Here is a 24,136-nt window from a genome sequence, read left to right as displayed (position 1 = left end):
ACGAGCACGGCGCCGAGGCTCGACTCGCAAGAACCGGCCCGCCACCTGGGCAAACAACTCTTCCAGCCCATCCACCCAAGCATTGAGATCTTCATCAGTCACCACAAGATCGACAACTTACACGACAAAGATCACAAAGTGCGGCTGGAGTACTAGTACTCCAGCCGCGCTTCGTGATTATGGTCGGGTAGTCTGTCGATCTTGTATTGAATGATGAGGATCTTGCTGTCTGGATCGCCGGGCTGGACGACCTGTTCGCGCGGGTCGCGGGCCATTTCACCCCGAGTTGAGCCGCAACGCAGGGCTCGTGCCTACGTGCGTGGCCTGTTGGCGCCGTTGGCGGGGAAGAATGGCTGGACCTTGGCCGAAGCCGCCGGTGACGCCACCTCTGACGGGATGCAGAGACTGCTCAACGCTGCCACCTGGGACACCGACGGAGTCCGCGACGACGTGCGGGCCTACGTCGTGGAACACCTCGGCGAACGCGATGGTGTGCTCGTGGTCGACGAGACCGGATTCCTGAAGAAAGGCACCCGCTCGGCTGGCGTGCAGCGTCAATATTCGGGTACCGCTGGGCGGATCGAGAATTGTCAGCTCGGCGTGATTCTTGCCTACGCCACAAGCAAAGGACGTACTCTGATCGACCGCGAGCTCTACCTGCCGAAGTCCTGGACGGGTGACCGGGAACGGCGCTGGGAGGGCTCGGCCTCATCGGCGAGTGGTTCGACCTGGCGGACCGGTTCGGCGTGGACGACTTCGCCGAGTCGGTGTCGCACGCCCTTGTCCGGCTCTTCGTGTACTGAGGGCGAATCCCGGGTTTGTGCGTGGCGACCAAGGGCGCCTTGGTTTTTGTCGCCTTGGGACGAACGCGTCCGGGATCTTTGGTCGATCGAGCTGTGACCTCGACCTCACTACTGGATCTACGGTCGGTCGGCAATCACCGCCGTGTGGCCCGAGGAGTCGAATCATGGGATTCAAGACCGGGGATTTCCCGCCTGTTGACCCCGTCAGGTTGTTCGAGATGACCTATCTCGAACGAATTAAAGTGTTGTCCCGGCATTGGGTCGAGTACGGCTTCGGAACGCCGAAGATGACTCACGTCATCTATCTCGCGAAGCTTCTCGTGGTCTACGTCGTGGGCGGCCTGCTGATCTCCGCGATCACTTCGGGGCTCAACCCCTTGGAGTTCTCGTCCTGGTGGACCGAGCCGATCTTCTACCAGAAGCTCATCCTGTGGACGGTGTTCCTCGAGGTCCTCGGCGCCGGTGGTTCGTGGGGGCCGCTGGCCGGCCATTTCAAGCCGTTCACGTGCGGTTGGCGCACCTATTTGAAGGTGGACACGATCCGGCAGGCGCCGTGGAAGCGCGTCCCCCTGACCGGTGGCGACCGCCGCACGGGCGTGGACGTACTGCTCTACGTCGCGGTCATCGCCGTCCTGCTCGCCGGGCTTCTGCTTCCTGGCACGGCGGACGCGGACCTCACATGGCTCGGCTTCGACGCGGGCCGGGTGATGCCTGCCGTCGCGGCCGCGCTCGCCGTGCTCATGGTGACGTTGGGATTGCGTGACAAGGTCTTCTTCCTGCAGGCCCGTGGCGAGCAGTACCTGCCCGCGATCATCTTCTTCGCGGCCTTTCCGGTCGTGGACATGATTGTCGCGCTCAAGGTGCTGATCGTGGCCGTGTGGTTCGGTGCCGGTTTTTCCAAGTTCGGCAAGCATTTCTCGATGGTGGTCCCGCCGATGGTCAGCAACACGCCGTGGCTCCCGTCCAAGGCGGTCAAGCGTATGCACTACAAGGACTTTCCGCGTGATCTGCGCCCGTCGTACCGAGGTTCGCTGCTCGCGCACGTCGGCGGCACTTTCGTCGAGGTCGTGACGCCGCTGGTGCTGTTGTTCACCGTCAACGCGACCGTGGCGCTGCTCGCCGCTGGGGTGATGGTGTGCTTCCACCTGTTCATCACCTCGACGTTCCCGCTCGCGGTGCCGCTCGAATGGAACATCCTGTTCGCCTTCGCCGCGGTCTTTCTCTTTCTCGGCCACCCGAACTGGGCGGGTTACGGCCTCGGTGACATGAACCCGGCCCTGCTGGTGCTGACCGTGGTGGGCGTTCTGTTCTTCCCGGTGCTGGGCAATCTCCGGCCCGATCTGGTGTCGTTCCTGCCTTCGATGCGGCAGTACGCCGGCAACTGGGCCTCGGCGATGTGGGCGTTCGCTCCCGGTGCCGAAGATCGTCTCGACCAGTATCTGGTGAAGCCCTCCGAGATGACCGTCAAGCAGCTGTCCGCTCTCTACGGTCCCGAAGCGGCCGAAGTCGTGATGCATCAGCTGCTGGGCTGGCGGGCCATGCACAGCCAAGGCCGCGCGCTCAACTCGATCATGATCAATCAGCTAGGCGCCGACATCGATCACTACACCTTGCGGGAAGCGGAGTTAAGCACGAACTGCATCATCGGGTTCAACTTCGGTGACGGGCACATGCACGACGCCCGGTTCATCGAGTCCCTGCAGCGCCGCTGCGGTTTCCGGCCGGGGGAGTTCGTGGTGGTGTGGATCGAGTCGCAGCCGGTGCACCGGAACCATCTCCGCTACCAGGTGATCGATGCCGCTCTGGGTGTCGTCGAGCGCGGCGTCTACCGTGCCGAGGACGCCGTCGCCGAGCAGCCCTGGCTGCCGAACGGGCCCATCGCGGTCGATGTGCAATGGCGCATGCGGGGTTACGAGCGCGTGCGGTACCCGAAGGCGGCGGCCGATCGCGAGGAGGTGCAGCGATGACCACGGCGGTCGTCGTCGGCAGCGGGCCCAACGGCCTCGCCGCCGCAGTCACACTGGCCAAGGCCGGTCTGCAGGTGACGGTCATCGAGGCCGCGCACGTCGCCGGGGGAGGCACCCGCAGCAGCGAACTCACCCTGCCGGGATTGATCCACGACGAGTGCTCGGGTTTCCACCCGCTCGCGGTCGACACGCCGTTCTCTCGCGAGGCCGACCTGCACAGCCACGGCCTGCGCTGGCTGTGGCCGGAGGTGCAGTACTCCCACCCGCTCGACGGCGGCCGTGGGGCGGCGGCGCTCCGGTCGGTCGGCGACACCGCGCTCGGGCTGGGTGACGACGCTCGCCGCTGGCGGCAGGTATTCGGACCGCTCACGGAGAACTTCGATCGGATCACCGAGGACTTCCTCCGCCCGATGCTGCACATGCCCGCTCATCCACTGGCACTCGCGCGGTTCGGGCTCCTGTCGAGCTTGCCCGCGTCGGTGCTCGCCTCCCGCTGGTCCAAGCCGGAGGCACGCGCTCTCTACGCCGGGGTCGCCGCCCACGCGATGCGGCCGTTGTCCTCGCCGATGTCCTCCGCGATCGGGGTCGCCCTCGGGACCGCCGCCCACGCCTACGGGTGGCCGGTCGCCGAAGGCGGCTCCGCGGCGATCAGCGCCGCGATGGTCGCCGCCCTGGAGAGCCATGGCGGCAAGGTCATCACCGGCACGACCGTGCATGCTCTCGATGAGCTGGGCGACCCGGACGTGGTGATGCTCGACGTCGCGCCGTCGGCGGCGGTGTCGATCGTGGGCGAACGCATGCCCAGCCGGATCCGGCGCGCCCTGAGCCGCTATCGGCACGGCCCCGGCGTTTTCAAGGTCGAGTTCGCCGTCGACGGCGAGGTGCCCTGGACACACGAGGACTCCCGCCGGGCCGGGACAGTCCACATCGGAGGGTCTGCCGAGGAGATCGCCGCCGCGGAGCGGAAAGTCGCCCGCGGCGGCATGCCCGAGCGGCCCTTCGTGCTGGTAGGCCAGCAATACCTCGCCGATCTCAGCCGGTCGAAAGACGGCAGGAACCCGCTCTACGCCTACGCGCACGTGCCCGCCGGATACACGGGCGACGCGACCGCGGCGATCGAGCGGCAGATCGAGCGGTTCGCCCCGGGGTTCAAGGATCGTATCCTCGCCCGCCATGTCCGCTCCGCCATCCAGATGGAGGAGCACAACCCGAACTACATCGGCGGCGACGTCGTGACCGGGGCGAATTCCCCGCTGCAGCTGGTGTTCCGCCCTCGGGTCACGCTCAATCCGTACGCGGTCGGCGTGCCCGGCGTCTACCTGTGCTCGGCGGCCACGCCGCCAGGCGCGGGTGCGCACGGGATGTGCGGGTACAACGCGGCCAAGGCGGCTCTCGCCGGGCTCAACTGATCAGCATGGTCCGGCCCAGCCAGTGGCAGGCGGTGACGGCAAGCTCGATCGCCTGACGGTCGTCCCGGATCGCCCGTCCGAGTACCTTTTCGGCGCCGGCGATCCGGTACTTCACCGAGTTCTTGTGCATGAGCATCGCCTCCGCCGTCGCGGTGTAGCTGCTGTCGTGGCGGAAGAAGATCAGCAACGTCTCGCGCAGGCGTTCGTACTGCTCGTCGGCGCGGGCCAGATCGCCCAGCATCTCGTGCACCCACCGCCGTGTCACGTCGAGGTCGAGCGCGAAGAGCGCGGCCACGTTGAGGCCGGGCTCGTGGAACCCGGTCACCGGATGGGTCGGATCGTCGCGGACCATGGCGACCCGCTGCGCCTGGATCGCCTCCAGATGTGTCCGGCGGAAGCCGTCGAGCCCGGAGTGCACCGCGCCGAGCGCGACCTGGGGAAGCGGTGGTCCGGCGGCGTCGTCGAGCAGGGGCCGGACGGTGGCGATGTCGGGCGTGAAGCCGTCGGCGACCGGGATCCAAGCCCACGCGCTCGCCCGGTCCCGTGGGATGACCAGCGGGCTCCGTCCAGAGCCGAGCTTCTCCGCCATCGTCGTCACCGTGCGGGTGAACCGGGACAGCTGATCCTGCTGCGCGCCCGTCTCGTGCACCCACAGGACCACGCCGAGATGGGGAACCCGCAGCCGGTAGCCGATCACCGCCTCGACCGCGTCGATATCGCTGGTCAAGCCGCTGATCAGGTCCTCGACCCGGCCGACGCGGGCGGTGTTGCGTTCGGTCAGCCACCGCTCGCGTTCGCTCTCGTAGACGGTGACGATGCGCTGCGAGATCCAGTCGATGTAGTCGAAGGTGACGGTCACGAAGCGCTGGTAGCTGGCCGCCTGCATCAGCGGGTCGGGATGCCGGTCCCGGCACTCGCGGAAGGCGGATTCGAGGAAGTTCTGCTGCGCCAGCCGGTAGGCCCGTACCAGCGCGCTGACCGGGACCCCGCGCTGGGCCAGCCGTCGCGCGTACTCGAAGGCGGCGGACGGCGGTTCGAGGTTCTCGACGCTGATCGAGTGCCGGAGCGCGTGCAGGATGTTTTCGAGGTTTCCCTCGATGCTCGACCCCAGCAGATCCAGGATCGCGGCGTCGCCGGCGAGCTCCTCGATCCGGGTGGACAACAGGTCGCGTAGGCCGGCTGTAAGAGTCGCGGTGGTGTTGTTGAGCGCCGCCGCCACCGTCTCGACTTGCTTGCGAAGCTCCTCGTCCACCACGTGAACAGTCTCCCACCTCCTGTGACGGCCGCCACTGGTCTTCGGGGACGAAGGAGCAGCCCGGGTCTTGTCCACGCGGGCCAGTGCCGGTTCCGCGAGCGGGATTTAGCGTCGTTCCCATGGACATTCCCAGCGAGCCGGCACGGATTCCGTTCCTCCGTGAGGAGCTCGATCCGCACGGCCCGTGCATCGCTGACCAGGCCGTCACGCTCGACAACACGGCCTTCGCGGATTCCGTCCGCCGCCTTGCGCACCGGTTCGAGACAATGGGCGTCGCCGCCGGGGACACCGTGGCGGTCATGCTGCCGAACTGCGCGGAGATCGCGACGACGATGTTCGCCGCGTGGTGCCGCGGGGCCGCGCTGACACCGGTCAACCCGGCGCTCACCGACGACGAGGCGCGTTACCAACTGCAGGACTCGACGGCCGCTCTCCTCGTGGGCGACGAACGCGCCCGCGCACTGGCGGAGGCGACCGGGATCGCGTGGATCGATGTGCGCTCCGTCCACGCGGCGGGCGATGTTCCCGACGTGACCCCGGTCGCGGACCGGTCCGACTTCGCGTTGATCATCTACACCAGCGGTACGACCGGCAAACCCAAGGGCGTGCTCCTCGACCACGCCAACCTCGACGCGATGAGTACGTCCCTCATCCAGCATTTCGGCCTCACCGCCGCCGACACCAGCCTCCTCGTGCTTCCGCTGTTCCACGTCAACGGCCTGGTCGCCAGTGTCCTTTCGGCACTACGCGCGGGAGGGAACGTGGTCATCGCGCCGCGCTTCTCCCCGGCGGACTTCTGGGACCAGGTCGAAACCCATCGGCCGACCTACTTCTCGGCGGTGCCGACGATGTACGCGCTCCTGGACGCCAAGACCGAACGCGAGGTGGACACGTCTTCGCTGCGGTTCGTCATCTGCGGCGCCGCACCGATGCCCGCCGAGCTCATCACCCGATTCGAGGACAGGTTCAAGGTCCCGGTCGTGGAGGGATACGGGCTCTCGGAAGGCAGCGTGGCCTCGACCATCAACCCGGTGGACGGGCCCCGCAAGGCCGGAACGGTCGGAATCACCCTGCCCGGTCAGGAAGTCGCCATCGTTTCCCCCGACGGGGAACGGCTCCCGCCGGGACAGCGCGGCGAAGTCGTCATCAGGGGAGCGAACGTGATGCGCGGCTACCTCGGCAGGCCAGAGGAGACCGCGAGAGTGGTACGCGACGGCTGGTTGCACACCGGCGACGTCGGGATCCTCGACGACGAGGGCTACTTGATCCTCGTAGACCGGATCAAGGACATGATCATCCGAGGCGGCGAGAACATCTATCCCAAGGAGATCGAGGAGTGCCTCTACAGTCACCCGGCCGTCCTCGAAGCCGCCGTCGTCGGACGGCCGGACGACGTCTACGGCGAGGTCCCGGTCGCCTTCGTCGCGACCAAACCCGGATTGACCGTGACCGCGGACGAACTCGCCGACCACTGCTCCCGCTCGCTCGCGCGTTACAAGACTCCCGCTGAGATCCACGTCAGGACCGAACTCCCCAGGAACTCCGTGGGCAAGCTCGTCAAAGGGCTTCTCCGCGAGCAGATCGACCGAAAGAAGGCGAACCCGTGAGCCGCACCATGGTGATGTCCGGCGGAAGCCGCGGGATCGGCCTTGCCACCGCTTTGGCCTTCGCACGCCGCGGCGGCAACGTGGCGCTCCTCGCCAAGACCGGTACGCCGCAACCGAATCTGCCCGGCACGATCCACACCGCCGTCGAGGCGATCCGGCGGGCCGGCGGCCGCGCGGTGGGGGTGGTCAGCGACGTCCGGTCCGAAGAGGACACCGCCAAGCTGATCGCGACCGATCCGAACGGGGAATCGGCGAACGTGCGCAACGGCTCACGGTCGAAGACGTGTTCATCCACTACCGCAACGCCAATACCACCCGACCGGTCACCCCGTACTGGATCGGCAAACGCCTCGGCACGAGCGCCCACTCCATCCGCCAGGATCGCATCCTCGACGACGCCCACGCCAGCAACGGCGACGTCCGCCTGATCTGCGACCTTTCGGACTCTCCATCACCGGCGCGTACCACTACACCGCCACCATCGACCACCCCAGCATCACCGAGTTCGTCCTCTACCGCAATCCCCACCGACAACGGCCACGAGGGCTTCCGCCGATCCGATCGAGGCCCGGGGCTGCCGATGGAAGGATCGACATCCCCTGCCCCGGTCATGTCGCCAGGAGCTTGCCCTTGACCTTCGGTATTGTCGACCGTCGCGCCTCACTCTGCGCAGAGGCGACCACGGTGTCGCGATCAAATCGTGCGTGGTCAGCCAGGTGGCGTTACTGGCCTTCCTTGTGTGCGTGGCGCTTGGTGACGATGTTCTGGACGGCGGTGTGTGACAGCAGTGCACGTGAGCCGACTTGGCGATCGGAGTCACCGAACTTCTTCACGCGCAGGATTAGCTTGTTGCGTTTGCCTTTGAGGTCCATGTGCTGTTCGGCGACGGCTTCCAGCTCGTCGCGGACTTCGTCTGTGCAGCGAAAACCCCGTGCTTGTGTGTCGCCGTGTTGCTAGATTTGGATCTTGTGCTCTCCCGTCCTTCCTTCATCAGTGACGAAGCGATCGCGCATGCCGTCGCTGCGCATTGGATGCCCGACATTGCCGATATCAGCTACCTACCGTGGGGTTTCGGCGCGCACCACTGGCGTGCTGCCGGTGGTGGCACCACTTTGTTCGTGACGTTGGATCAGTTGGAGCCTCGGCACACCGCGACGTCCCTAGAGGCTGCCTACGCTGGGGCTGCCGCACTGGCCGCTTCTGGTCTGGACGTGGTGTGTGCGCCGGTTCCCGCCCGGTCCGGGCGGTTCACCGTCGACGTCGGTGCCGGTGCGCTCAGCGTGACGCCATGGCTGGAGGGCCGGAGCCCGAGCGAGGCGGAGACCCGCGAGCCTCGGCATGTCCGCGAGGTCGTTCTCGCGCTGGCCGCGCTGCATCACGCTGCCTCACCCGATGGCCTGCGGTCCTGGATTCCGCAGGTCGGCCCCGAGTTCGCCGATGAGTTGCGAGCTCGCACCGCCAAGCCCTGGACGAGCGGCCCACTGGCGGAGCAGGCACGGGTCGCCCTTGTCGCGCACGACAAGGAGATCGAGTGCTGGACGGGCCGCTACCTGGAACTGGCGGAAACAGCATTCTCCCGCCGGGACTCATGGGTGCCGACACACGGTGAGCCGCACAACGACAACCAGGTCATGACCGCCCACGGGTTGAGGCTGGTCGATTGGGAGTCGCTGGCTCTCGCACCGCCCGAGAGGGACTACGCCGACCTGCTCGCCGTGGCGGACGACCTTTTGTTTCCCGACCCCGCGATGGTCGAGCTGTTCGCGCTGGACTGGCGGCTTTCCGAGATCGCCGAGTACGCGCGCTGGTTCGCCGCTCCGCACACCGGTACCGACGACGACCACACCGCTTTGGAAGGGTTGTATGAGGAATTGGCAGGAGGCGCGGAATAAGCCCGCGATCCCTGCGCCAACGAATGGCTACGGCCTCGAACTTCACCAACTCTGGCGCCAACCCCTACGGACGATTCCGGCTCAACAGTCCGGCATCGGAGTAGCAAGCGTCAGATCCGCAGGTCGGCGCGGATAACGGCTGGCCCGCCAGGTGGAGCACGGCCGTCGGTTGGCCGAGATCACCGCGCAGCTCGGCATGATCATCGAGTTGCTGACAGGGGAGAGGGCGCCCGTGCGCGACGAGCCGGAATCCGGGACCGAGCGCCCTGTCCAGGCGTAGCCGACAGGCGCGGGCGCTACCGGGTGCCGGAGGATGCCCCGTCGGTCAGCGGGCGTAGTGCCGCGGCCGAGAGCGCGGACAGCCAGTAGGCGGTGAGGTAATACGAAATTTCCCCAAAATCGACAGTACTCACCGAGAGGTGCTTGTGTCGATATTCGAAGTCGGCTGCTCGAATGTTCGAAGTCCCCTGCACGCTTCCTAGTGCGAGGTTGTTGAGTACCCAGATGTGCGGGAGATCCCCGGCGAGATCAAATCCTTGCTCTCGTTCGTCGACGAAGATGGCTTCTTCGACGAGGATAGTGATACTTGCAACAACTGGCCCACAGTCACGCTCGGCAGCAAGCTCGGTGGCTGGGCCTAATTCTGGCAAAGCGATCCGTGGCAACTCGACTGCCACGACTGCGGCACCCCGCTCAGACTCCTGTTGTCCTTCCACACCCACGAACACCAGGACGACCGGTGTTCCTGCGAGCAGTTCCAACGAAACCCGGTGGGATGGAGGTTCGGGCGCGATGGCGCGTTGAACATCTTCGCCTGCACACAAGACGTCACCCACGCCATCAAACCGCATATCGACTGAACCACATGGACAACGCAGGGCCGAGGCGTCAGCCCCGCCCACTTCACGACGGCGTCGAACCAACCGACCCGAACCTTGCGAACTCCGGACAACGAGTACCCCCATCACAGCTCCATCGACCCGGAGTTCGTTCCGGAATCCTGAAGAATTGCGAGGAACTTCGGGTCTGTTAGTGGATGCATCGTCGCCAATGGGCCAGGTACCTGGAATAAGCACTGTATCGCCCACCGTCGGTTCGGGAGTGCATGTCGAATCCGTGAAGGATGGCTCAGCTCGACCGCTGCACCCTATTTTCCGGCGGATATTTGCGGTGTCGACGTGAAGGTTTGGGGACTGAACTCGGAGGATACTATTTCGAGCGCAAGAAATATAACGGTGGATGCGGCAGGGGGGCGCTGGGCGTGCGATGGACGATCAACATGAAGTTCCAGCCCGGCTCGCAGCTGCGCGCGCAGACCACGTATGCAGGCAAGGTTCCCGGACCTGTATGCGTTCAGATCCGTCCATGAATTACAAATTCAACCGAGATGAAAGTTGTAAAGGCACTGGTATCGGCAGCGGTGTTCATCTTCACTGTCGCTATGTCGCTCGCCGGAAGCGCGACGATAAGCACGGCGTCAACAGGAGACTGTGCTACGCAAGCCTGTCTTTATGACTTCCATGGCAGACTCGGCGATAGCTTCGCGGCGCGCTGTGGTTGGAATGTACTGCCGCCAGCGTTCAAAGATCGAGCATCATCGATCACGACAAAAGGCGTTGCTGCCACAGTTGTAGTGCAGCCCGATGGTACCCAGAGTGGTGCAGCATTAACTATTCTGAGCGGGATGTCCGTCAACTTCACGGGACACTTCGACAACTCAGTGGACGCGATCACAGTCCACTGCTGACAACGTCCCGCCGGGGTGGGCTAGATAACGCTTAGCAGGCCACCCCTCAAGCGGACGGTTGTCACGAGGCCTGGGCCGGACACGCCCCAGCGTGCCGGTCCCGGGTCCCGGCCCGTACGCAAACGCTCAACGTTTCCAAAGGGCACCGACATAGTGACGAATTCTGGGAGCCTTGCCACCCTCTATGTCCGAAGGGCTCGACTCGCGCAATCTAGACAGGGCGGATAAGCGGAATCCTCGCATCCGAGCCCTACCCCAGAAGCCTTTCACCCTGCGGCTGCAACGGCATTTCGGCTCGCCGCAGGACATCGCGGGCCAGTGGCGAGTACCGGCAGGCCTCGGTTCAGCCGGTCGGTGATCTGCCGTGGTGACAGTGCGCGTACCCGTGCCGCGGCGAGTTCGATGGCGAGTGGTAGGCCGTCCAGCTGTCGGCACAGCAGCGCCACGTCGGCGAGTGTGTCGTCGTCGACCAGGAGAGAGGGCACCACCGCTCGTGCTCGGTCCAAGAATAACTGGACTGAGGGGAAGTCCGCGAGCGCGTCGGGCTCGGACTCAGGAGGGACGGACAGTGGCGGTATCGGCAGTACCCGCTCACCGGGGACGTCGAGGGGCTGCTTCCCGGTGGTCGGCACGACGACGCCCGGACAGGTTCTCGGCTGCTTCCGGCGCCGTCGATCTCGGCGTAGGCCTCGAGTGCGCGGGTGTTATGGTCTGACTGTGCAGTCAGAGAATCAACCGGCCGGTCAGCGGACTTTCGTGGATCAGGCTCGCCGGAATCAGCTGGTGGATTGCGCGATCGAGGCGATCGCGCAGGTCGGGCTCGCCCGCGCCTCGCTGACCGAGATCGGCAAGCGCGCCGGGCTGTCCAAGGCGGCGGTTTTCTACCACTTCTCCGGGCGCGACGAGCTGGTCGGGGAGGTGGTGGTCACCGTGCTGCGGCGTGGCGCGGAGTACATGGCCGCCCGGATGCCCGAGCGGCCGACGCCACCGGAGGAACTGAGGGCCTACATCGAGGCCAACGTCGGTTACGTCGCAGAGCACCGTGACGACGTGAAGGTGCTGGTCGCGATCGCGGTCGGGTTCACCGACGAGAACGGTGAGTCCAAGCTCCGCAGCGACGCTTCGGTCTACGAGGCGAGTTTGGCGCCGCTGCGGGACATCCTGAGCCGGGGTCAAGCGGACGGCTACTTCGGCGAGTTCGACACGCGGACGACGGCGATGACCATCCGCGCGGCGATCGACGCGATCGGCCCGCAGCTCACTGCCGTGCCCGGCCTGGACTTGGCGGCCTATGCCCGCGATCTGGTGGCCCTGTTCGAGCGGGCGACGGCGCGATGACCGCGGCGTTGGAGCTGTCCGGCTTGGTCAAGGTGTTCGGTGTGCACCGGGCGGTGGACGGGGTGGACTTGACGGTGCCCGCCGGTTCGTTCTACGGCCTGGTCGGGCCGAACGGGGCGGGCAAGACGACCTCGCTGTTGACGGCGGTCGGCCTGCTGCGGCCCGATGAGGGCACCGCTCGGGTGTTCGGCCACGATGTATGGCGTGATCCGCTGGGTGCTAAGGAACTCGTCGGTGTGCTGCCCGACGGGCTGGCGCTGCCGGAGCGCCTGACCGGCCGGGAGTTCCTGACCTACCTGGGGCTGTTGCGCGGGCTCGGTGAGGAGATGGTGGTGCGGCGGGCGGACGAGCTGCTCGCGGTGTTCGAACTCGACTCGACCAGGGCGTCGGTTCTCGAATACTCCACCGGCATGCGCAAGAAGATCAGCTTGGCCGCCGCGTTGCTGCATGCGCCGAAGCTCCTGGTGCTCGACGAGCCGTTTGAGGCCGTCGACCCGGTGTCCGCCGCGACGATCCGCACGATCCTGGAGCGGTTCGTCGCCGGTGGGGGCTCGGTGATCCTGTCCAGCCACGTGATGGTCCTGGTGGAGCAACTCTGCTCGCACGTGGGCATCATTGCCCGGGGACGCGTCGCGGCCGCGGGCACGCTGGCCGAGGTATAAACCGATGGTGGATTCCGCGAGTGCGTTGTCGTAGGCGTCGCCGACGGTGCCGATTGCCGCGTCGATATCCGCATCAATGAGACGTTGAGTGAACCGGAACGATGTGTACTCAGTCGGCAGATACCGCCAACTGGAGATAACTCCACGGAAGTCCCAAGCAGGCATCCGCGCCTGCCACAGTTCCCCGGATTGTCACCCAAATTAACGGACAACAAATACCGGGACAATTGACGTTAAATAGATCGCACTGCGGCATTCATTGATAAACCTCTAGGAATTGTTCCAGACCGATTTGGGTAAGAGAATGGTGTTGACCCTGACGCTGCTGCTTCATTAGCGTCAGGAGCGCCGCTCAATCGGCTTGAACCCCAGAAGGAGTGCGAATATGCTGAGCATGCGCAAGAGTTCCTTGATGGCAGCGACGTTGGTCGCCATGGCAGCGTCATCCGCCATGATCCCGGTCGGCCCGGCTTCCGCTGCATCTTCGGGAGTGACAGCATGGGAATGCCAAGGACTCTATGGATGCCTGTACGAGGACGCCGGCGGGCAGACGTCCAGGTACGAACTCTACGACTGTGGCACCAAGGACCTCCCCGTCGAATGGCGATACCGTGTCTCGTCGATTCAGACGAGGTCCAGGTCGGTGCGCCTTTACAAGAGTGACGGCGTGATCGGGGACTACCCCGCCAATGTGCGACGCGATCTATACCGCGGCGACAACGACCTGGCAGTCAGGTACACGGTTTTCTGCTGATTCGCTCACCTGTCCGTCTCGCTGGCACTAAGCAGCGAAGGCTAGGACAGTGGTTACGTTCGTGGTTGTGAGTGGCAAGCAGAGTCAGGTCACTGCTTGCCGCTCACGATCGCCAAGTCAGGAATGACCCGTAGTGCACGACCCGCTTTCTGCTTCCGGGTACAAGACAGGAAGCAGAGACACTACCTGCGGTCAGCGAACAACTCCGCGGAGTCACAATGTCCGGAAGTTCTGGCTCGAAGTGCAGGGGTTCGTGCTTTAGGACCTGCCCAGGCCCGGCCGCCGAGTTACCGGTCACGGCCGTGGGCGACTCCGGCTGCCCCATGGGCTTGCGGGTCTTCTTCCCGAAGCGCTCGAGCCACTTCATGTGGCCAATCATGGCCTAGTTGTCGCGGGTCAGGAGGTTGTTGACGGCGCGGATGAGTTTCTCGCCGAGGGGGGTTCGGTCACGCCTTGATCTCGAGGAAGGCCGGGATGCTGGCCACGAGGACTGTTGCCTGCCACAGGCGGAGTGCGTCCGCCTGTGCTGGAACAGCATTGAGGACGGGACCGAAGAAGGCGCGCCCTGCGCCGTTGGGTGTGGTGATGGCCAGGACGGGTGTGCCGATCTCGGCGTCGATACGGCTGATGCCGTCGTGGTGGGAGGCGCGTAGTTCGGCATCGTAGTCGGTGGACGTGCCAGCCTCGGCGAGCCCGACGGGCAGGCCGGAGCGATGCAATGCGTCGCTGATGTCGCCGACCCGGTCCCGTTCAGCGCCATCGGGTTCAGTCCAGAGTGCGTCATAGAACAGGCCGAGTGCGTCATGGCCGCGCTCGGTGAGGACGGCTGCCGCGACACGGGCGGGAATCCATAGATAGCCGTGAGGGTCGCCCTCGGGGTCATCGTCGCGATGCTCGTTGAGTACCGACAGGCTCATCACCCGCCAACGGAGCTGGAGCGGGATCTCGTCGGCGATTCCAGTGACCCAGCGGGCGGTGTGGCGAGTGAGCGGGCAGGCGGGGTCAAGCCAGAAGTCCACTGTCCAGCCGGTCTCGGCGCCAGCGGCGGTCGTCGATACTGCGGATGAGGTCACGTCGGGTCGCCGCCCTCTGCGGTGATGCCCCGTTCCAGGGTGCGCGTCACGGTCGCGGCGACGTCGAACTTGGCCAGCGCGCCTTGGGTGACCTGCTCGAAGGCGGTGTAGGTCAGCCCCCACAGGACTTGCTGTATCCACTCGGCCGAGACCTGGTCGTCGAACACGCCCTCGGCCTGGCCGCGACGGATGAGGTCGATCACCGGGTCGTGCGGGTTGGGCAGGTCGGGATCCGCCGTAGGGATGACGTCCTGCACGAGGTGGGGGTCGCCGAACGCGAACGTGACGGCATCACTCGCCGAGTTCAGCGCGGCGACGACGCGGCGCATCGCCTCCCGCGGGTGACCGGTGTCAGGCTGCGCCTCGGCGATCGCAGTGCCGATGATCTCCAGGGCGTGCTCGACGGCCGCGCGCACCAGCCCATCACGCTCGGGAAAGTAGCGGTGCAGCGTCGTGCGCCCGACCTCTGCGGCTTCGGCGATCTGAGGCAGTATCGCCGAACGATCACTCGCCCACGTCCTCACCGCAGCCGCGACGATGGCTCGTTCGGTCCGGTTCCTCGCACTCACGCCCTTAAGGTAGCAGCAACACCCGCAACGGGTGTTCTTACTTCGTTTATCGAACTGTATAGTTCTATTCTGGATGTCTTAGAGTCTGCAACATGAGTGGTGAGGACATAATCCGGGCCGAGGGGCTGCGCAAGACCTTCAAGGCGGGCAAGGAGACGATCGAGGCGGTGCGCGATGTCAGCTTCGATGTCGCGGCCGGTGAACTGGTGGCGCTGGTCGGGCCGAACGGGGCGGGCAAGTCCACCACGTTGCGGATGCTGACCACGCTGCTGCCGCCCACGTCGGGCAGCGTGCGCATCGCGGGCCACGACGCGGCCCGCGAACCGGGCCGGGTGCGTGAGGTGATCGGCTATGTGAGCCAGAAGAACGCTTCCGGTGAGAACCACCGCATTCGCGACGAACTCATCACCCAGGGCCGCTGCTACGGCTTGAAGACCCGTGACGCGCGGCGCCGGGCCGATGAGGTGCTGGAGGTCCTGGGCATCGGGGACCTGGCCTCACGCACACCTGGCACGCTCTCGGGCGGTCAGCGCCGCCGTGTGGACGTCGCCCTGGGACTGATTCACCACCCCAGCGTGCTGTTCCTCGATGAGCCCTCCACCGGCCTCGATCCCCACAGCCGGGCCCGCCTGTGGGAGCAGATACGGCTCCTGCGGCGCGAGTTACGACATCACGATCCTGCTGACCACCCATTACCTCGACGAGGCCGACCACATGGCTGAGCGCATCGTGATCGTCGACCGCGGTGAGGTGATCGCCAACGGCACCGCGGACGCGCTCAAGGCCGACCTGGCCGGCGACTGGATACACTTCACCACCGCCGACATCGACACCGCCCGCACCGCGGTGACTCTCGTGGGCCAGACGGCAGGGGTCTTCGAGGTCGCCACGGACGGCCAGCGGGTGAGTGTGCGGATCGCCGATGCCGAAGCCGCCCTGCCCGCCTTCCTGCGACTGCTGGACCACGACTCGATCACGGTCACCCGCGCGAACGTGCAACGCCCATCTCTGGACGACGTCTTCCTGGGCCTCACCGGACGCCGGCTCGAAGAATCGGGCGACGCCACCGAGGAGCCGATCGGAGTCACTCATGCCTAAGCTCATCCGCGACACCACGACGGTGTTCTGTCGCGAGATCACACCAGAGATCCGTTCTCCGGTCAGCATCATCGCCCACATGGGACAGCCCCTTCTGTTCCTCGTCCTGTTCGGTTCGATGCTCGCCGGCACCGGATCTCCCCTGGGCGCGGCAACCGGCGGTGTCTGGCCGTGGTTCGTCCCCGGCATCCTCGTGATGATGTGCCTCATGGGACCGCTCTCGGCGGGCCACAGCATGCTCAGCGAACTCGGCGGCGGGCAGATGGAATGCTTCCTCGTAACCCCCATCAGCCGCACCGTGATCATCCTCGGGCGCACCGGGAAGGAGGTCGTCATCCTGTTCGCCCAGGCGACGCTCCTCATCGTCATCGCCATCCCCCTGGGCATGCGTCTGCACCTGCCCGGCGCCCTAGCCACCATGGTGCTGCTGATCGTCATGGCCATCGGTCTCAGCGGCCTGTCCTACGTCTTGGCGATCGCCTCCCGCCCGAGTGGCAACCTATTCTGGATCGTGACCCAGATGCTGGTCTTCCCGATCATGCTGCTCTCGGGCATCCTGCTTCCCGTCGACGCCGGACCTGGCTGGCTGAGCGCCATCGCCGCGATCAACCCCCTCACCTACATCGTCGACGCCGCCCGCGCCCTGTTCACCGGCGAATTCCTCAGCATCTCCGTTCTCTACGGCACTACCGCAGCCGTGGCCATCGCCGTCGCCGGTTTGGCACTGTCCACCCGCGCAATGAAGCGCGGCATCTGAGGAGCGGGCAACGGGACATCGCGACGCTCTGTTGTCAGTGGAGAGTCGGCGCCGCCGGTGCGCCGACGCGAGAATCGCCCGATCGCTCATGTCGCCGCCGAGATGGCATCTCACGGGCTTGCGCGAGCAAGTGGGTCAACCGCTGGCGTCGCTACGGCTACGCCGAATTGCAGGATCGATCATCCACGCCGCACTACAGTCCCATCGTCACGCCGGCGCAGGTCACCGAGCAGATCGAGGCATGGCGCCGCGAACGCAAGTGGTCCGCCCAACGGATCACAGACGATTTCGCCGACTTCGGATTCTTGCTCAATCGCCGGACCGTCACACGGCAGCTGACCCGGCTTGGACTCGGCAAACGCCGGTTCATCGACCCCGGCGGTGAGAACAACCGCAAGCCCGGAAAGATCACCGCACGCTGGCCCGGACACATGGTGCACCTCGACGTCAAGAAGGTCGGACGGATCCCCGATGGCGGCGTCTGGCGGATCCACAGCCGCGACAGCGATCAAGCCAAGGCCGCCGACCGGACGAAGTCATCCGGTGCGAAACGCGGCTACACCTACCTGCACTCCGCCATCGACGGATTCTCCCGCCCTTCATACACAGAAACCACTGTCCGACGAGAAGGGTGCCGCCGCCGCAGCGTTCCTTGCTCGCGCCAACGTCTGGTTTGCAGCCCACGGCATCACCCACATCCATCGCGTCGGCACAGACAACGGTGCCTGCTGTCGATCCGGCGACTTCGCCCCGTGGCGTCGGAACGCGACCCGGCACCAGAAGACCAAGCCCTACACGCCGCGGCACAACGGGACAGTAGAGCGCTATCAGCGAATCTCGCAGAGGAGCTCCTCTGCGCGCGCGAGTTCACCAGCGAGGAAGCCCGATCATCCGCGATCGCGGTCTGGAGGGCAAACTCGCCGACGAAGCCGGCGACACGTCCCTTCAGGCCACCAAGGCGCTTAAACGCATCGACACCGGCCCGGGACACGTCAAGCCGCTCGATGTCGGAACCTACGGCGATCTCAAGAAGCGCAAAAATGCCGACGACAATCTGGAGCACGACCACATCCCGTCCTCGGCGGCGCTCAAGAAGGCCAAGGAGAAGGAACTCGGCCGCAGGCTGACCGACCAAAAAAAGCGGAGATTCATGAGTGGGGACCGCGATCGAGCTGCCGAAAGAGGTCCACGCCAAAGGTGACACCTTCCACGGTAAGAACACGGAGCATGACTTCGACGGCGCGAAGTCGACACACTTCCTCTTCAAGCTGGCTGGAACGGAATTGGTCTTCGAAGACGACGTCTTGAAAATGTTCACGGTGCGGACGCAGCCGGATGGGCGGGATGACAACTTCGGACTGTATTTGCGGCCTGCCATGCTAGTGGATGGAATTTCCTCCACCGCTACACGCGCCGAAGTTGCTGAGCTACTAGGAAATCCGGAACGTGTCGGACCGAATTTCGACCGATACGAGGTTAACGAACATTATCTGCATTTCGAGTTCGGCTCGAATGATCGATTCGCCAGGATTTCCGCGCTGCTTGAGGCGATCTGAGCGTGTGCTTGGAAACGGCAGCCTGGTGAGGGATATGCCTTGCCTGCTCCCTTCCCTGAATAGGTCAGGGAAGGGAGCTAGGGGCGTTATCAGGTAGTTCAGGACTTCTTACGAGGTGCGCGCTTGCGCTTGACGGGGGTCTCTTCGGCGACCGGTTCGGCGGGGACCGACTCGGCGTTGTCGAACGCTTCGTAGATCTCGTTGGGGATGCGGCCGCGTTCGGCGATCGCGTAGCCGTTCGCTGACGCCCAGGCGCGGACCTGCTGGTTGCGTTCGCGGTCGGTGGACTTCGCCGTGCCACCGGCCACGGTGGACTGTCCGGTCGCGACCTTCATCTTGCGTCCGCCGACTCGCCTGCTGGCGTCGATGAAGCGCTCGAGCTCGTCGCGCAGGGCGCCGGCGTTGTCATCGGAGAGGTCGATCTCGTAGGTGACGCCGTCGAGCGCGAAGGGCACGGTCTGGGTGGCTTCGCCCCCGTCGATGTCGTCGACGATCTGGACGGATACCTTTTGTGCCATCGATAGTGCCTTCCGCTAGGTCATGCCACGCCACCTCGGATTGGCGCAGTGTCAATAATTCTAGGCGTAGGAGTCGTCGCGTGATCGGCGGGAGGTCTGGACGACGCCCGCCCTGGGAGACGACTGAGCGTTAATGAGCTTGGAGTGGCCGTAGGTGCGGGAGTCGAATTCGGGGCGCTGTGTGGTGATGATGTTGCCGACAGCGGACAATGTGGCCTAGCCCTCGTGGTCAATTTCCGCCTCGACGGCGTTGCGCAGCAGGGCGAGCAGGTTCGTGTCGTCCGTGAGCTGCGTCGTCACGATGGGTGATCTCGATGGTAGCGCCGTCTCGGCCAGCGGTTCCGGGTTCTTAGCGCGGGCGAGATTCTCAACGTAGATGAATTTGTCGCAGGCCGGGACGAAGGGCTTGGGTGTCTTGCGTTCGCCGAAGCCGTAGATGGTGAGTCCGGTTTCTCGTAGCCGGGCGGCGAGCTGGGTGGAGTCGGAGTCGCTGGAGACGAGATAGAATCCGTCGAACCGACCCGATAGGGGCGGCACGACCCCAAGTGGCTGCGGACTTGTAGACGGAAGGTCGGAAGTTCGAGCCCCCTTGGCGGCTCAAGATCAACATGGCCTTCGAGTTGCCACTATGACGCGTTACATGAGTTATGTTCGCGTTTTCCTCGGTGTCATTGGGCTCCGTGTCGTCCCTGTCTTCACAGGCGTGCCTGGTGAACATGAACCATCGGCCCGCTGATGATGTAAGGCCTGGGACAGATTTGGGCCTGCGAACCCGCGAACTTGTCGACGAGGCACTGTGTGTCGCGGTCGCCGAGAGAAAGACGATCCTGCGCGTCGCCCACGATCTGACGGTCCCGGCGGCGGGTCACTGCCTGCTGGTCCGGGACGGTTTTCTCGTCGCGAAAGGCTTACCCTGGTCGATCTGGGCCCGGATCGGGTGGTGGCCGCTTGGGGAGTCCCGGTGCTCGGATAGGGCTGGCGACCCCGGCTACAGGGTCCCTTCGAACACGACGGTGCCGTTGGCGTCACGCGCCTGAATGTGGACCTCTGGTCGGAATGGGTCGCTCACCTCTTTCGGAACGAAGGCCACGAAGGTCCCGTCGACCACATCGGTCGTCGAGGTCAGTCCGGCGCCGAAGTCACAGGTCACCGTCACCGCAGTTGCCGGCAGCAGCGTCCCGGCGAACGGTGCGCGAGAGTTACCCCGGTCACCACCATCTTCCACACCGCCCAGGGTCTGCATCAAGATTCTCCGGGGCTGCTCCGGCGGGAGCTCGAAATGGTCTTGGTAGACACGCATCTTCATCCGGCCGGGATGCCGCGAGTTCGGAACGGTCGTGCACGCCAGGCTCCGGTCGCCCAAACGGCCGAGAACGACCTGATAGCCGTCCTTGTCCAGCAGCGCGCCCGGCCTATAGCCCGCCACGTCGGAGATGGCGTCCACCGCACCGGACAGGCATGCGCCCAGCGCACGTCCCGCGGACGAGGTCCGGTCGGCCGGGGCGACCGGGCGATCGACGGCCGAAAGCAGCGGCGCCGGAGCCGGCGGCAGGCTCGTGGTCGTCGCTCCGGCGGCCTCGTAGACGGACAGTTGCGTCTTGGCGGGGTCGGTCCAGGAGAACGAGACGAACTGATGTGTCAGAGGCGAAGCTTCCACGGCGTCCCCGCCGCCGGCGGAATCCTCGGCCTGGAACGCGAGACCCGCACCCCGCAAGGCCGGATCGAGCACCCCGCCGATCAGCCCGGTCGCGCTCTGCAGGAGCAGCCCGGTGCGGGTGCCCGGCACATACGTGGGGGCGGCGTTCGGGTCGGACAGGGTCACGGTGGTCAGCGTCGTCTCGCAGAACATCGGCTTGCCCGCCGCCGTCGCGGCGACGACCGAAACGCTCAGGTTGACGTCCGTGAACACGGGAACCCATTCCTCGCGCGGGGGCACTCGGTCCGTCTTGGCCGCGGCCCGCACCGCGGCCCAGCAACGGTCGAGCGAGGACGTCGCCAGCCTGACGTCCAGGTTGAGCTCGCCGGCGGCCGGCTCGGGGCGGGGGTCCGTGCCTTGCTGACGGAGCAGCTGCGTCGCGGCGGCGGCGCCGGATGCGACGAGAACGACCGCTGCGGCGGCGTACCAGATGCGTGCCGGCCGCCGCGGCTTCGCGATCCCCTCGCGGACGGCCGATCGCATCCGGGTGCGGACGTCGTCCGGCATCGCATGGCGAGGTGGGTACACGGGTTCGCCGCTCATTTCTCCTCCAGCAACGTACGCAGCCGGGCCCGTCCCCGGGAAAGATGGGCGCGGACGGTGACCTCGGCGATGCCCAGCAACTCTGCGGCGTCAGCGATGCTCACCTCGGCGGCCAGGCAGAGTTCGACGACGTCGCGCTGCGATTTCGGCAGTGACCGGACGGCTTCGGCGACTTGTCCCAGCCGGCGCTGGCCGTCGATCTTCTCGGCCACCGAATCGGCGTGGTCGGACACGGCGGGCTGAGCCGGGATCTTCCCGAGCAGCCGCAGCCGGCGACGAGCACCGCGGTGCTCGTCACGGGCGACATTGGCCGCGACCGTGTAGAGCCACGGCAGGGCGCTGTCCCGCACCAGGGTCACCTCGGCCCGCCGCCGCCACGCGATGAGGAACGTCGTGGACGCCAGGTCCTCGGCGCTGCTCCACGAACCGGTCAGGCGATACGTGTAGTTCCACAGAGCCTCGGCGTGCCGCTCGAACAGCTCGCCGAACGCCCCCTCGTCGCCGCCGGCCGCGCGGGCCCACAGTTCCCGGTCACCGGTCTGTTCCACCGGTACCCCCACCCCGCTCGCGAAACTGCTCACGCCCTGGTTGTGGCCGGCACCGGCCGAACGTTGCGCGCAACGTTCCGGGCCGGGGGAGCCACATCAAGCCATGATCATGGAACAGGTCCGGACGACGGACAACCAGACGACGTCCTGGCGGATGCCCCTGTCCGTAGCGGTGCTCTCGGCGGGAGTGTTCCTGCTCGCTCGTCCGCATTTGATCGACGACACGTTCATCACGCTCGCGTACGTGCGCAACGTCGCCTTCCACGGCCACTGGGGCCTGCTCGCCGACGCGACGTCGAACACCGCGACGTCGCCGGCGAACGTGCTCATCCTGGCGGTCCTGACCATCTTCGTCCGCGACGCCGTCTTCGCCGCCGGAGCGTTGTTCGTGCTATGCCAGGTCCTGCTCGCCCTGGCGTTGCGCAGGCTCGGCGGGGCGGCGGGGCTGCCGCCCCGGTTCCCTGCTCTGACACTCGCCGCGCTGACCGTGAACCCGCTTCTGCTCTCGTCGATCGGGCTCGAGGTCACTCTCGGTGCGGCGGTCCTGGGCTGGCTCACCGTGTTCGCCGTCGAAGAGAACCCGTTCGCCTTCGGTCTTGCAGCCGGTGTGCTCGCCCTGGTTCGGCTGGACCTGATCGTGTTCGCGGTGGTGCTCTTCGTTTTCCTCCGTCCCGGCACGGGACGCGCACTGCTCGGAGCCGGGCTGATCACGCTGCCGTGGTTCTGCTTCAGCTGGGTGGTGCTCGGCGCGGCGGTACCGGACACCGTTGTGATCAAGACGCTCCAGGGCGCGCAACATGCCTGGGGTGCCTGGAACTTCGGTAGCGGCCCGCTGTTCTACGCGCGGACTTCGCCGGTGATGGCGGCGCTGGCGTTCCTGCCCGCCGTACTCGCTGTCCTCGCCGTGGTGACACTGGCCATCCGGCTGCGCACGATCCCCGCCGGGCTGCGGCCGTTCGTTCTGCTCGCCCTCGGTGGCCTGCTGTACCACCTCGGCTACGTGTCGCTGACGGTCCCGCCCTACCACTGGTATTACGGCCCCGGCCTCACCGTGGCGACTGTTTTCGTGTGTGCCGTAGCGGTTTCCTACCGGATCATGTTTTGCGGGGTGCTCGCGTTGATCGTCGCCGGTCTGATCGCGTACGCGGCTGCCGGGCTTCCTCGCACGTACGCGCCGTTCACGTCGAACTACACGTCGAGCGCGCAGTACGCACGTATCGGAGCAGAACTGGGAACGCTCGCCGGAGGCCGGATCGTCGGCAGCGCGGGTGAAATCGGCATCCTCGCCTACACCTGCGGCTGCCCGGTCGTCGACGTCTTCTCCGACCGCGGCCTGCTGTCGGCCGCGATCGAGGCGCGCGGCAAGGAGAACCGCTGGACCCGCGCGATACTCCGCGTGAACTACGCCTTTTTCGACTTCGACGTCCGGCCACGCAGTCCCGAACTCGTGCTGCGTCGGCTGGCGGCCCCGCCACAGGACGCGCTCGCGCACTGGACGCTCGACGCGCCGACGCTCGGAAAGCAGGAGCTGTACCTGGTGCCGAACAAGGAGTGAAAGCCCTAGCCCGCCCGGAAAACTTCCCGGGACGTCGGGGTTGATCGCGAAGGCGACCAGCGCCACGCGACCCGTCGACGACGTAGGGGAGCTTCATGTCCGCGTTTCCACCGGCGCCTCAGCACCGCCTGGGATCAGCGGCCGGTGGTGTTCCAGATGCCGCTCGATATCCGCCAGCTTCCTGGTGAATCATTCTCGGGTCTCTCGTCGGCTGAGCGCTCGTTCCGCCAAGCGTTCCAGTTGACTTTCGTAGAACGCGATGTCTCTTGGGCGCTCGAGGAAGAGGCTGGCGGTGGGCGACTGAAGGTGGAGAACCGGCGGATGCTCGTCGTGCCGGTACAACGTGAACCCTGTAGGGCGAGCGCCACGCACAGCTTCTGCCCACTCCCTCGGGTGACTTGCTCGCTAGTACCCACGCGCTTCTGGACGCATGCGCACGAGTCGGCAACCGAGGGCAAGCCCTCAGCCGGGCGCGGCTGAGGACCGCTGACGGTTGATCGAGTCGGTAATGCTCGGAGGAACGTAAGCTGGTGTGATGCGAGTATGGGCGCAGGACGGTAGTTGTCAAGTCAAGTGAGACAGGTTGTGTTGGCGCGCCGGTTTGAGCTGGTCAGAGGGCTGGTTGATCCAGGCTGCTTCGGGCATTTTGGGTGGTCGCGGGGGGCGCGCGAAGCGCTCAGGATGCTCCGCGTAGGCCTGGTTGAGCGTGATCTGCCGCTGGGCCCGGATCTGCTCGGCGGTGCCGAAGTGCACCGACGCGGGGGTGTGCATCCCGATCCCCGAATGCCG

26 protein-coding genes and 3 pseudogenes are annotated in these 24,136 nt (G+C 65.8%); 15 read left to right on the top strand and 14 right to left on the bottom strand.

Annotated features, from left to right (window positions below):
- Nucleotides 1–152: 152 nt before the first annotated feature.
- A complete protein-coding gene (locus ACM6LU_RS38960; RefSeq protein ID WP_414942886.1) occupies nt 153–275 on the bottom strand; it encodes a hypothetical protein in 123 nt (40 codons plus the stop codon).
- Between ACM6LU_RS38960 and ACM6LU_RS38955 the strand changes: the two are divergent.
- The 3 genes and pseudogenes from ACM6LU_RS38955 to ACM6LU_RS38945 form a co-directional block, all read left to right on the top strand.
- Nucleotides 243–690: pseudogene (locus ACM6LU_RS38955) on the top strand (IS701 family transposase); the annotation flags it as partial. The gene ACM6LU_RS38960 and the pseudogene ACM6LU_RS38955 overlap by 33 nt on opposite strands.
- Nucleotides 691–967: 277 nt before the next feature.
- Nucleotides 968–2,770, top strand: coding sequence for a DUF3556 domain-containing protein (locus tag ACM6LU_RS38950; protein WP_414942885.1), 1,803 nt, complete (start codon nt 968–970; stop codon nt 2,768–2,770).
- Nucleotides 2,767–4,179 carry a phytoene desaturase family protein gene (locus tag ACM6LU_RS38945; protein WP_414942884.1) on the top strand — a complete coding sequence of 471 codons (1,413 nt, stop codon included), beginning with the start codon at nt 2,767–2,769 and terminating at the stop codon, nt 4,177–4,179. Before ACM6LU_RS38950 ends, ACM6LU_RS38945 begins: the two co-directional genes overlap by 4 nt.
- Here the strand turns inward: ACM6LU_RS38945 and ACM6LU_RS38940 are convergent.
- The gene (locus ACM6LU_RS38940; protein ID WP_414942883.1) at nt 4,172–5,431 is read right to left on the bottom strand and encodes a PucR family transcriptional regulator; all 1,260 of its coding nucleotides are present in this window, start codon (nt 5,429–5,431) and stop codon (nt 4,172–4,174) included. The genes ACM6LU_RS38945 and ACM6LU_RS38940 overlap by 8 nt on opposite strands.
- Before the next feature lie 122 nt (nt 5,432–5,553).
- On the opposite strand from ACM6LU_RS38940, the gene ACM6LU_RS38935 reads away from it, so the two are divergent.
- The 4 genes from ACM6LU_RS38935 to ACM6LU_RS38920 all read left to right on the top strand — a co-directional run bounded on the left by ACM6LU_RS38935 (nt 5,554) and on the right by ACM6LU_RS38920 (nt 9,213).
- Nucleotides 5,554–7,041: a class I adenylate-forming enzyme family protein gene (locus tag ACM6LU_RS38935; RefSeq protein ID WP_414942882.1), complete on the top strand. Its 1,488-nt coding sequence runs from the start codon at nt 5,554–5,556 to the stop codon at nt 7,039–7,041.
- The gene (locus ACM6LU_RS38930) at nt 7,038–7,469 is read left to right on the top strand and encodes an SDR family NAD(P)-dependent oxidoreductase (protein WP_414942881.1); all 432 of its coding nucleotides are present in this window, start codon (nt 7,038–7,040) and stop codon (nt 7,467–7,469) included. Before ACM6LU_RS38935 ends, ACM6LU_RS38930 begins: the two co-directional genes overlap by 4 nt.
- Nucleotides 7,470–7,913: 444 nt before the next feature.
- A complete protein-coding gene (locus ACM6LU_RS38925) occupies nt 7,914–8,933 on the top strand; it encodes a phosphotransferase family protein (RefSeq protein WP_414942880.1) in 1,020 nt (339 codons plus the stop codon).
- Nucleotides 8,934–9,084: 151 nt separating this feature from the next.
- The gene (locus ACM6LU_RS38920) at nt 9,085–9,213 is read left to right on the top strand and encodes a hypothetical protein (protein ID WP_414942879.1); all 129 of its coding nucleotides are present in this window, start codon (nt 9,085–9,087) and stop codon (nt 9,211–9,213) included.
- Between the two features lie 16 nt (nt 9,214–9,229).
- On the opposite strand, the gene ACM6LU_RS38915 is transcribed toward ACM6LU_RS38920, so the two are convergent.
- Together ACM6LU_RS38915 and ACM6LU_RS38910 are read right to left on the bottom strand one after the other, a co-directional pair.
- On the bottom strand, nt 9,230–9,769 hold the full coding sequence (locus ACM6LU_RS38915) for a hypothetical protein (RefSeq protein WP_414942878.1): 540 nt from the start codon (nt 9,767–9,769) through the stop codon (nt 9,230–9,232).
- A 1,177-nt stretch (nt 9,770–10,946) separates the two neighbouring features.
- The gene (locus ACM6LU_RS38910; protein ID WP_414942877.1) at nt 10,947–11,312 is read right to left on the bottom strand and encodes a hypothetical protein; all 366 of its coding nucleotides are present in this window, start codon (nt 11,310–11,312) and stop codon (nt 10,947–10,949) included.
- An 85-nt stretch (nt 11,313–11,397) separates the two neighbouring features.
- Here ACM6LU_RS38910 and ACM6LU_RS38905 point away from each other — a divergent pair, with 85 nt between their 5' ends.
- Both ACM6LU_RS38905 and ACM6LU_RS38900 read left to right on the top strand, forming a co-directional pair.
- Complete coding sequence (locus ACM6LU_RS38905; protein ID WP_414942876.1) at nt 11,398–12,018, top strand: TetR/AcrR family transcriptional regulator; 621 nt, start codon at nt 11,398–11,400, stop codon at nt 12,016–12,018.
- On the top strand, nt 12,015–12,680 hold the full coding sequence (locus tag ACM6LU_RS38900; RefSeq protein ID WP_414942875.1) for an ABC transporter ATP-binding protein: 666 nt from the start codon (nt 12,015–12,017) through the stop codon (nt 12,678–12,680). Before ACM6LU_RS38905 ends, ACM6LU_RS38900 begins: the two co-directional genes overlap by 4 nt.
- 1,200 nt (nt 12,681–13,880) lie before the next feature.
- Here ACM6LU_RS38900 and ACM6LU_RS38895 read toward each other — a convergent pair.
- Nucleotides 13,881–14,507, bottom strand: a complete 627-nt coding sequence (locus ACM6LU_RS38895; RefSeq protein WP_414942874.1) for a disulfide bond formation protein DsbA — start codon at nt 14,505–14,507, stop codon at nt 13,881–13,883.
- On the bottom strand, nt 14,504–15,076 hold the full coding sequence (locus ACM6LU_RS38890; protein WP_414942873.1) for a TetR/AcrR family transcriptional regulator: 573 nt from the start codon (nt 15,074–15,076) through the stop codon (nt 14,504–14,506). Before ACM6LU_RS38890 ends, ACM6LU_RS38895 begins: the two co-directional genes overlap by 4 nt.
- Nucleotides 15,077–15,168: 92 nt before the next feature.
- Here ACM6LU_RS38890 and ACM6LU_RS38885 point away from each other — a divergent pair, with 92 nt between their 5' ends.
- The 5 genes and pseudogenes from ACM6LU_RS38885 (at nt 15,169) to ACM6LU_RS38865 (ending at nt 18,487) form a co-directional block, all read left to right on the top strand.
- On the top strand, nt 15,169–15,798 hold the full coding sequence (locus tag ACM6LU_RS38885; RefSeq protein ID WP_414942872.1) for an ABC transporter ATP-binding protein: 630 nt from the start codon (nt 15,169–15,171) through the stop codon (nt 15,796–15,798).
- The gene (locus tag ACM6LU_RS38880; protein WP_414942871.1) at nt 15,791–16,174 is read left to right on the top strand and encodes a DUF4162 domain-containing protein; all 384 of its coding nucleotides are present in this window, start codon (nt 15,791–15,793) and stop codon (nt 16,172–16,174) included. The genes ACM6LU_RS38885 and ACM6LU_RS38880 overlap by 8 nt, the downstream gene beginning before the upstream one ends.
- Nucleotides 16,167–16,931, top strand: coding sequence for an ABC transporter permease (locus ACM6LU_RS38875; protein ID WP_414942870.1), 765 nt, complete (start codon nt 16,167–16,169; stop codon nt 16,929–16,931). The genes ACM6LU_RS38880 and ACM6LU_RS38875 overlap by 8 nt, the downstream gene beginning before the upstream one ends.
- A 28-nt stretch (nt 16,932–16,959) precedes the next feature.
- Nucleotides 16,960–17,836, top strand: a pseudogene (locus tag ACM6LU_RS38870) (helix-turn-helix domain-containing protein); the annotation flags it as partial.
- A gap of 249 nt (nt 17,837–18,085) precedes the next feature.
- Nucleotides 18,086–18,487 (top strand): hypothetical protein, encoded by a 402-nt coding sequence (locus ACM6LU_RS38865; protein ID WP_414942869.1) that lies wholly within the window; start codon nt 18,086–18,088, stop codon nt 18,485–18,487.
- Nucleotides 18,488–18,585: 98 nt separating this feature from the next.
- Here the strand turns inward: ACM6LU_RS38865 and ACM6LU_RS38860 are convergent, their stop codons facing one another.
- The 6 genes from ACM6LU_RS38860 to ACM6LU_RS38835 form a co-directional block, all read right to left on the bottom strand.
- The gene (locus ACM6LU_RS38860) at nt 18,586–19,005 is read right to left on the bottom strand and encodes a histone-like nucleoid-structuring protein Lsr2 (protein ID WP_414942868.1); all 420 of its coding nucleotides are present in this window, start codon (nt 19,003–19,005) and stop codon (nt 18,586–18,588) included.
- 60 nt (nt 19,006–19,065) lie between these two features.
- Nucleotides 19,066–19,215, bottom strand: coding sequence for a hypothetical protein (locus tag ACM6LU_RS38855; RefSeq protein ID WP_414942867.1), 150 nt, complete (start codon nt 19,213–19,215; stop codon nt 19,066–19,068).
- Nucleotides 19,216–19,221: 6 nt separating this feature from the next.
- Complete coding sequence (locus ACM6LU_RS38850; RefSeq protein ID WP_414942866.1) at nt 19,222–19,542, bottom strand: NYN domain-containing protein; 321 nt, start codon at nt 19,540–19,542, stop codon at nt 19,222–19,224.
- 158 nt (nt 19,543–19,700) lie between these two features.
- The gene (locus ACM6LU_RS38845; RefSeq protein WP_414942865.1) at nt 19,701–19,847 is read right to left on the bottom strand and encodes a hypothetical protein; all 147 of its coding nucleotides are present in this window, start codon (nt 19,845–19,847) and stop codon (nt 19,701–19,703) included.
- Between the two features lie 146 nt (nt 19,848–19,993).
- The gene (locus ACM6LU_RS38840; RefSeq protein ID WP_414942864.1) at nt 19,994–21,244 is read right to left on the bottom strand and encodes a hypothetical protein; all 1,251 of its coding nucleotides are present in this window, start codon (nt 21,242–21,244) and stop codon (nt 19,994–19,996) included.
- Nucleotides 21,241–21,825 carry an RNA polymerase sigma factor gene (locus ACM6LU_RS38835; protein ID WP_414942863.1) on the bottom strand — a complete coding sequence of 195 codons (585 nt, stop codon included), beginning with the start codon at nt 21,823–21,825 and terminating at the stop codon, nt 21,241–21,243. Before ACM6LU_RS38835 ends, ACM6LU_RS38840 begins: the two co-directional genes overlap by 4 nt.
- Before the next feature lie 70 nt (nt 21,826–21,895).
- On the opposite strand from ACM6LU_RS38835, the gene ACM6LU_RS38830 reads away from it, so the two are divergent.
- Complete coding sequence (locus ACM6LU_RS38830; RefSeq protein ID WP_414942862.1) at nt 21,896–23,347, top strand: hypothetical protein; 1,452 nt, start codon at nt 21,896–21,898, stop codon at nt 23,345–23,347.
- A gap of 189 nt (nt 23,348–23,536) precedes the next feature.
- Here ACM6LU_RS38830 and ACM6LU_RS38825 read toward each other — a convergent pair whose 3' ends face one another.
- Nucleotides 23,537–23,719 carry a Scr1 family TA system antitoxin-like transcriptional regulator gene (locus tag ACM6LU_RS38825; RefSeq protein ID WP_414942861.1) on the bottom strand — a complete coding sequence of 61 codons (183 nt, stop codon included), beginning with the start codon at nt 23,717–23,719 and terminating at the stop codon, nt 23,537–23,539.
- A gap of 192 nt (nt 23,720–23,911) precedes the next feature.
- Nucleotides 23,912–24,136 (bottom strand): annotated as a pseudogene (locus ACM6LU_RS38820) (IS3 family transposase); the annotation flags it as partial.

Origin of the sequence: Amycolatopsis sp. cmx-11-51 (genome assembly GCF_047608665.1) — a bacterium.
Classification (GTDB): Bacteria; Actinomycetota; Actinomycetes; order Mycobacteriales; family Pseudonocardiaceae; genus Amycolatopsis.
This window is presented reverse-complemented; position numbering and strand designations above follow the sequence as displayed.

Coding starts and splice junctions, on each gene's coding strand:
- ACM6LU_RS38935 (WP_414942882.1), top strand. CDS start 5,554: ATGGACATTCCCAGCGAGCCGGCACGGATTCCGTTCCTCCGTGAGGAG.
- ACM6LU_RS38900 (WP_414942875.1), top strand. CDS start 12,015: ATGACCGCGGCGTTGGAGCTGTCCGGCTTGGTCAAGGTGTTCGGTGTG.
- ACM6LU_RS38950 (WP_414942885.1), top strand. CDS start 968: ATGGGATTCAAGACCGGGGATTTCCCGCCTGTTGACCCCGTCAGGTTG.
- ACM6LU_RS38875 (WP_414942870.1), top strand. CDS start 16,167: ATGCCTAAGCTCATCCGCGACACCACGACGGTGTTCTGTCGCGAGATC.
- ACM6LU_RS38945 (WP_414942884.1), top strand. CDS start 2,767: ATGACCACGGCGGTCGTCGTCGGCAGCGGGCCCAACGGCCTCGCCGCC.
- ACM6LU_RS38885 (WP_414942872.1), top strand. CDS start 15,169: ATGAGTGGTGAGGACATAATCCGGGCCGAGGGGCTGCGCAAGACCTTC.
- ACM6LU_RS38840 (WP_414942864.1), bottom strand. CDS start 21,244: ATGAGCGGCGAACCCGTGTACCCACCTCGCCATGCGATGCCGGACGAC.
- ACM6LU_RS38860 (WP_414942868.1), bottom strand. CDS start 19,005: ATGGCACAAAAGGTATCCGTCCAGATCGTCGACGACATCGACGGGGGC.
- ACM6LU_RS38830 (WP_414942862.1), top strand. CDS start 21,896: ATGATCATGGAACAGGTCCGGACGACGGACAACCAGACGACGTCCTGG.
- ACM6LU_RS38880 (WP_414942871.1), top strand. CDS start 15,791: ATGGCTGAGCGCATCGTGATCGTCGACCGCGGTGAGGTGATCGCCAAC.
- ACM6LU_RS38960 (WP_414942886.1), bottom strand. CDS start 275: ATGGCCCGCGACCCGCGCGAACAGGTCGTCCAGCCCGGCGATCCAGAC.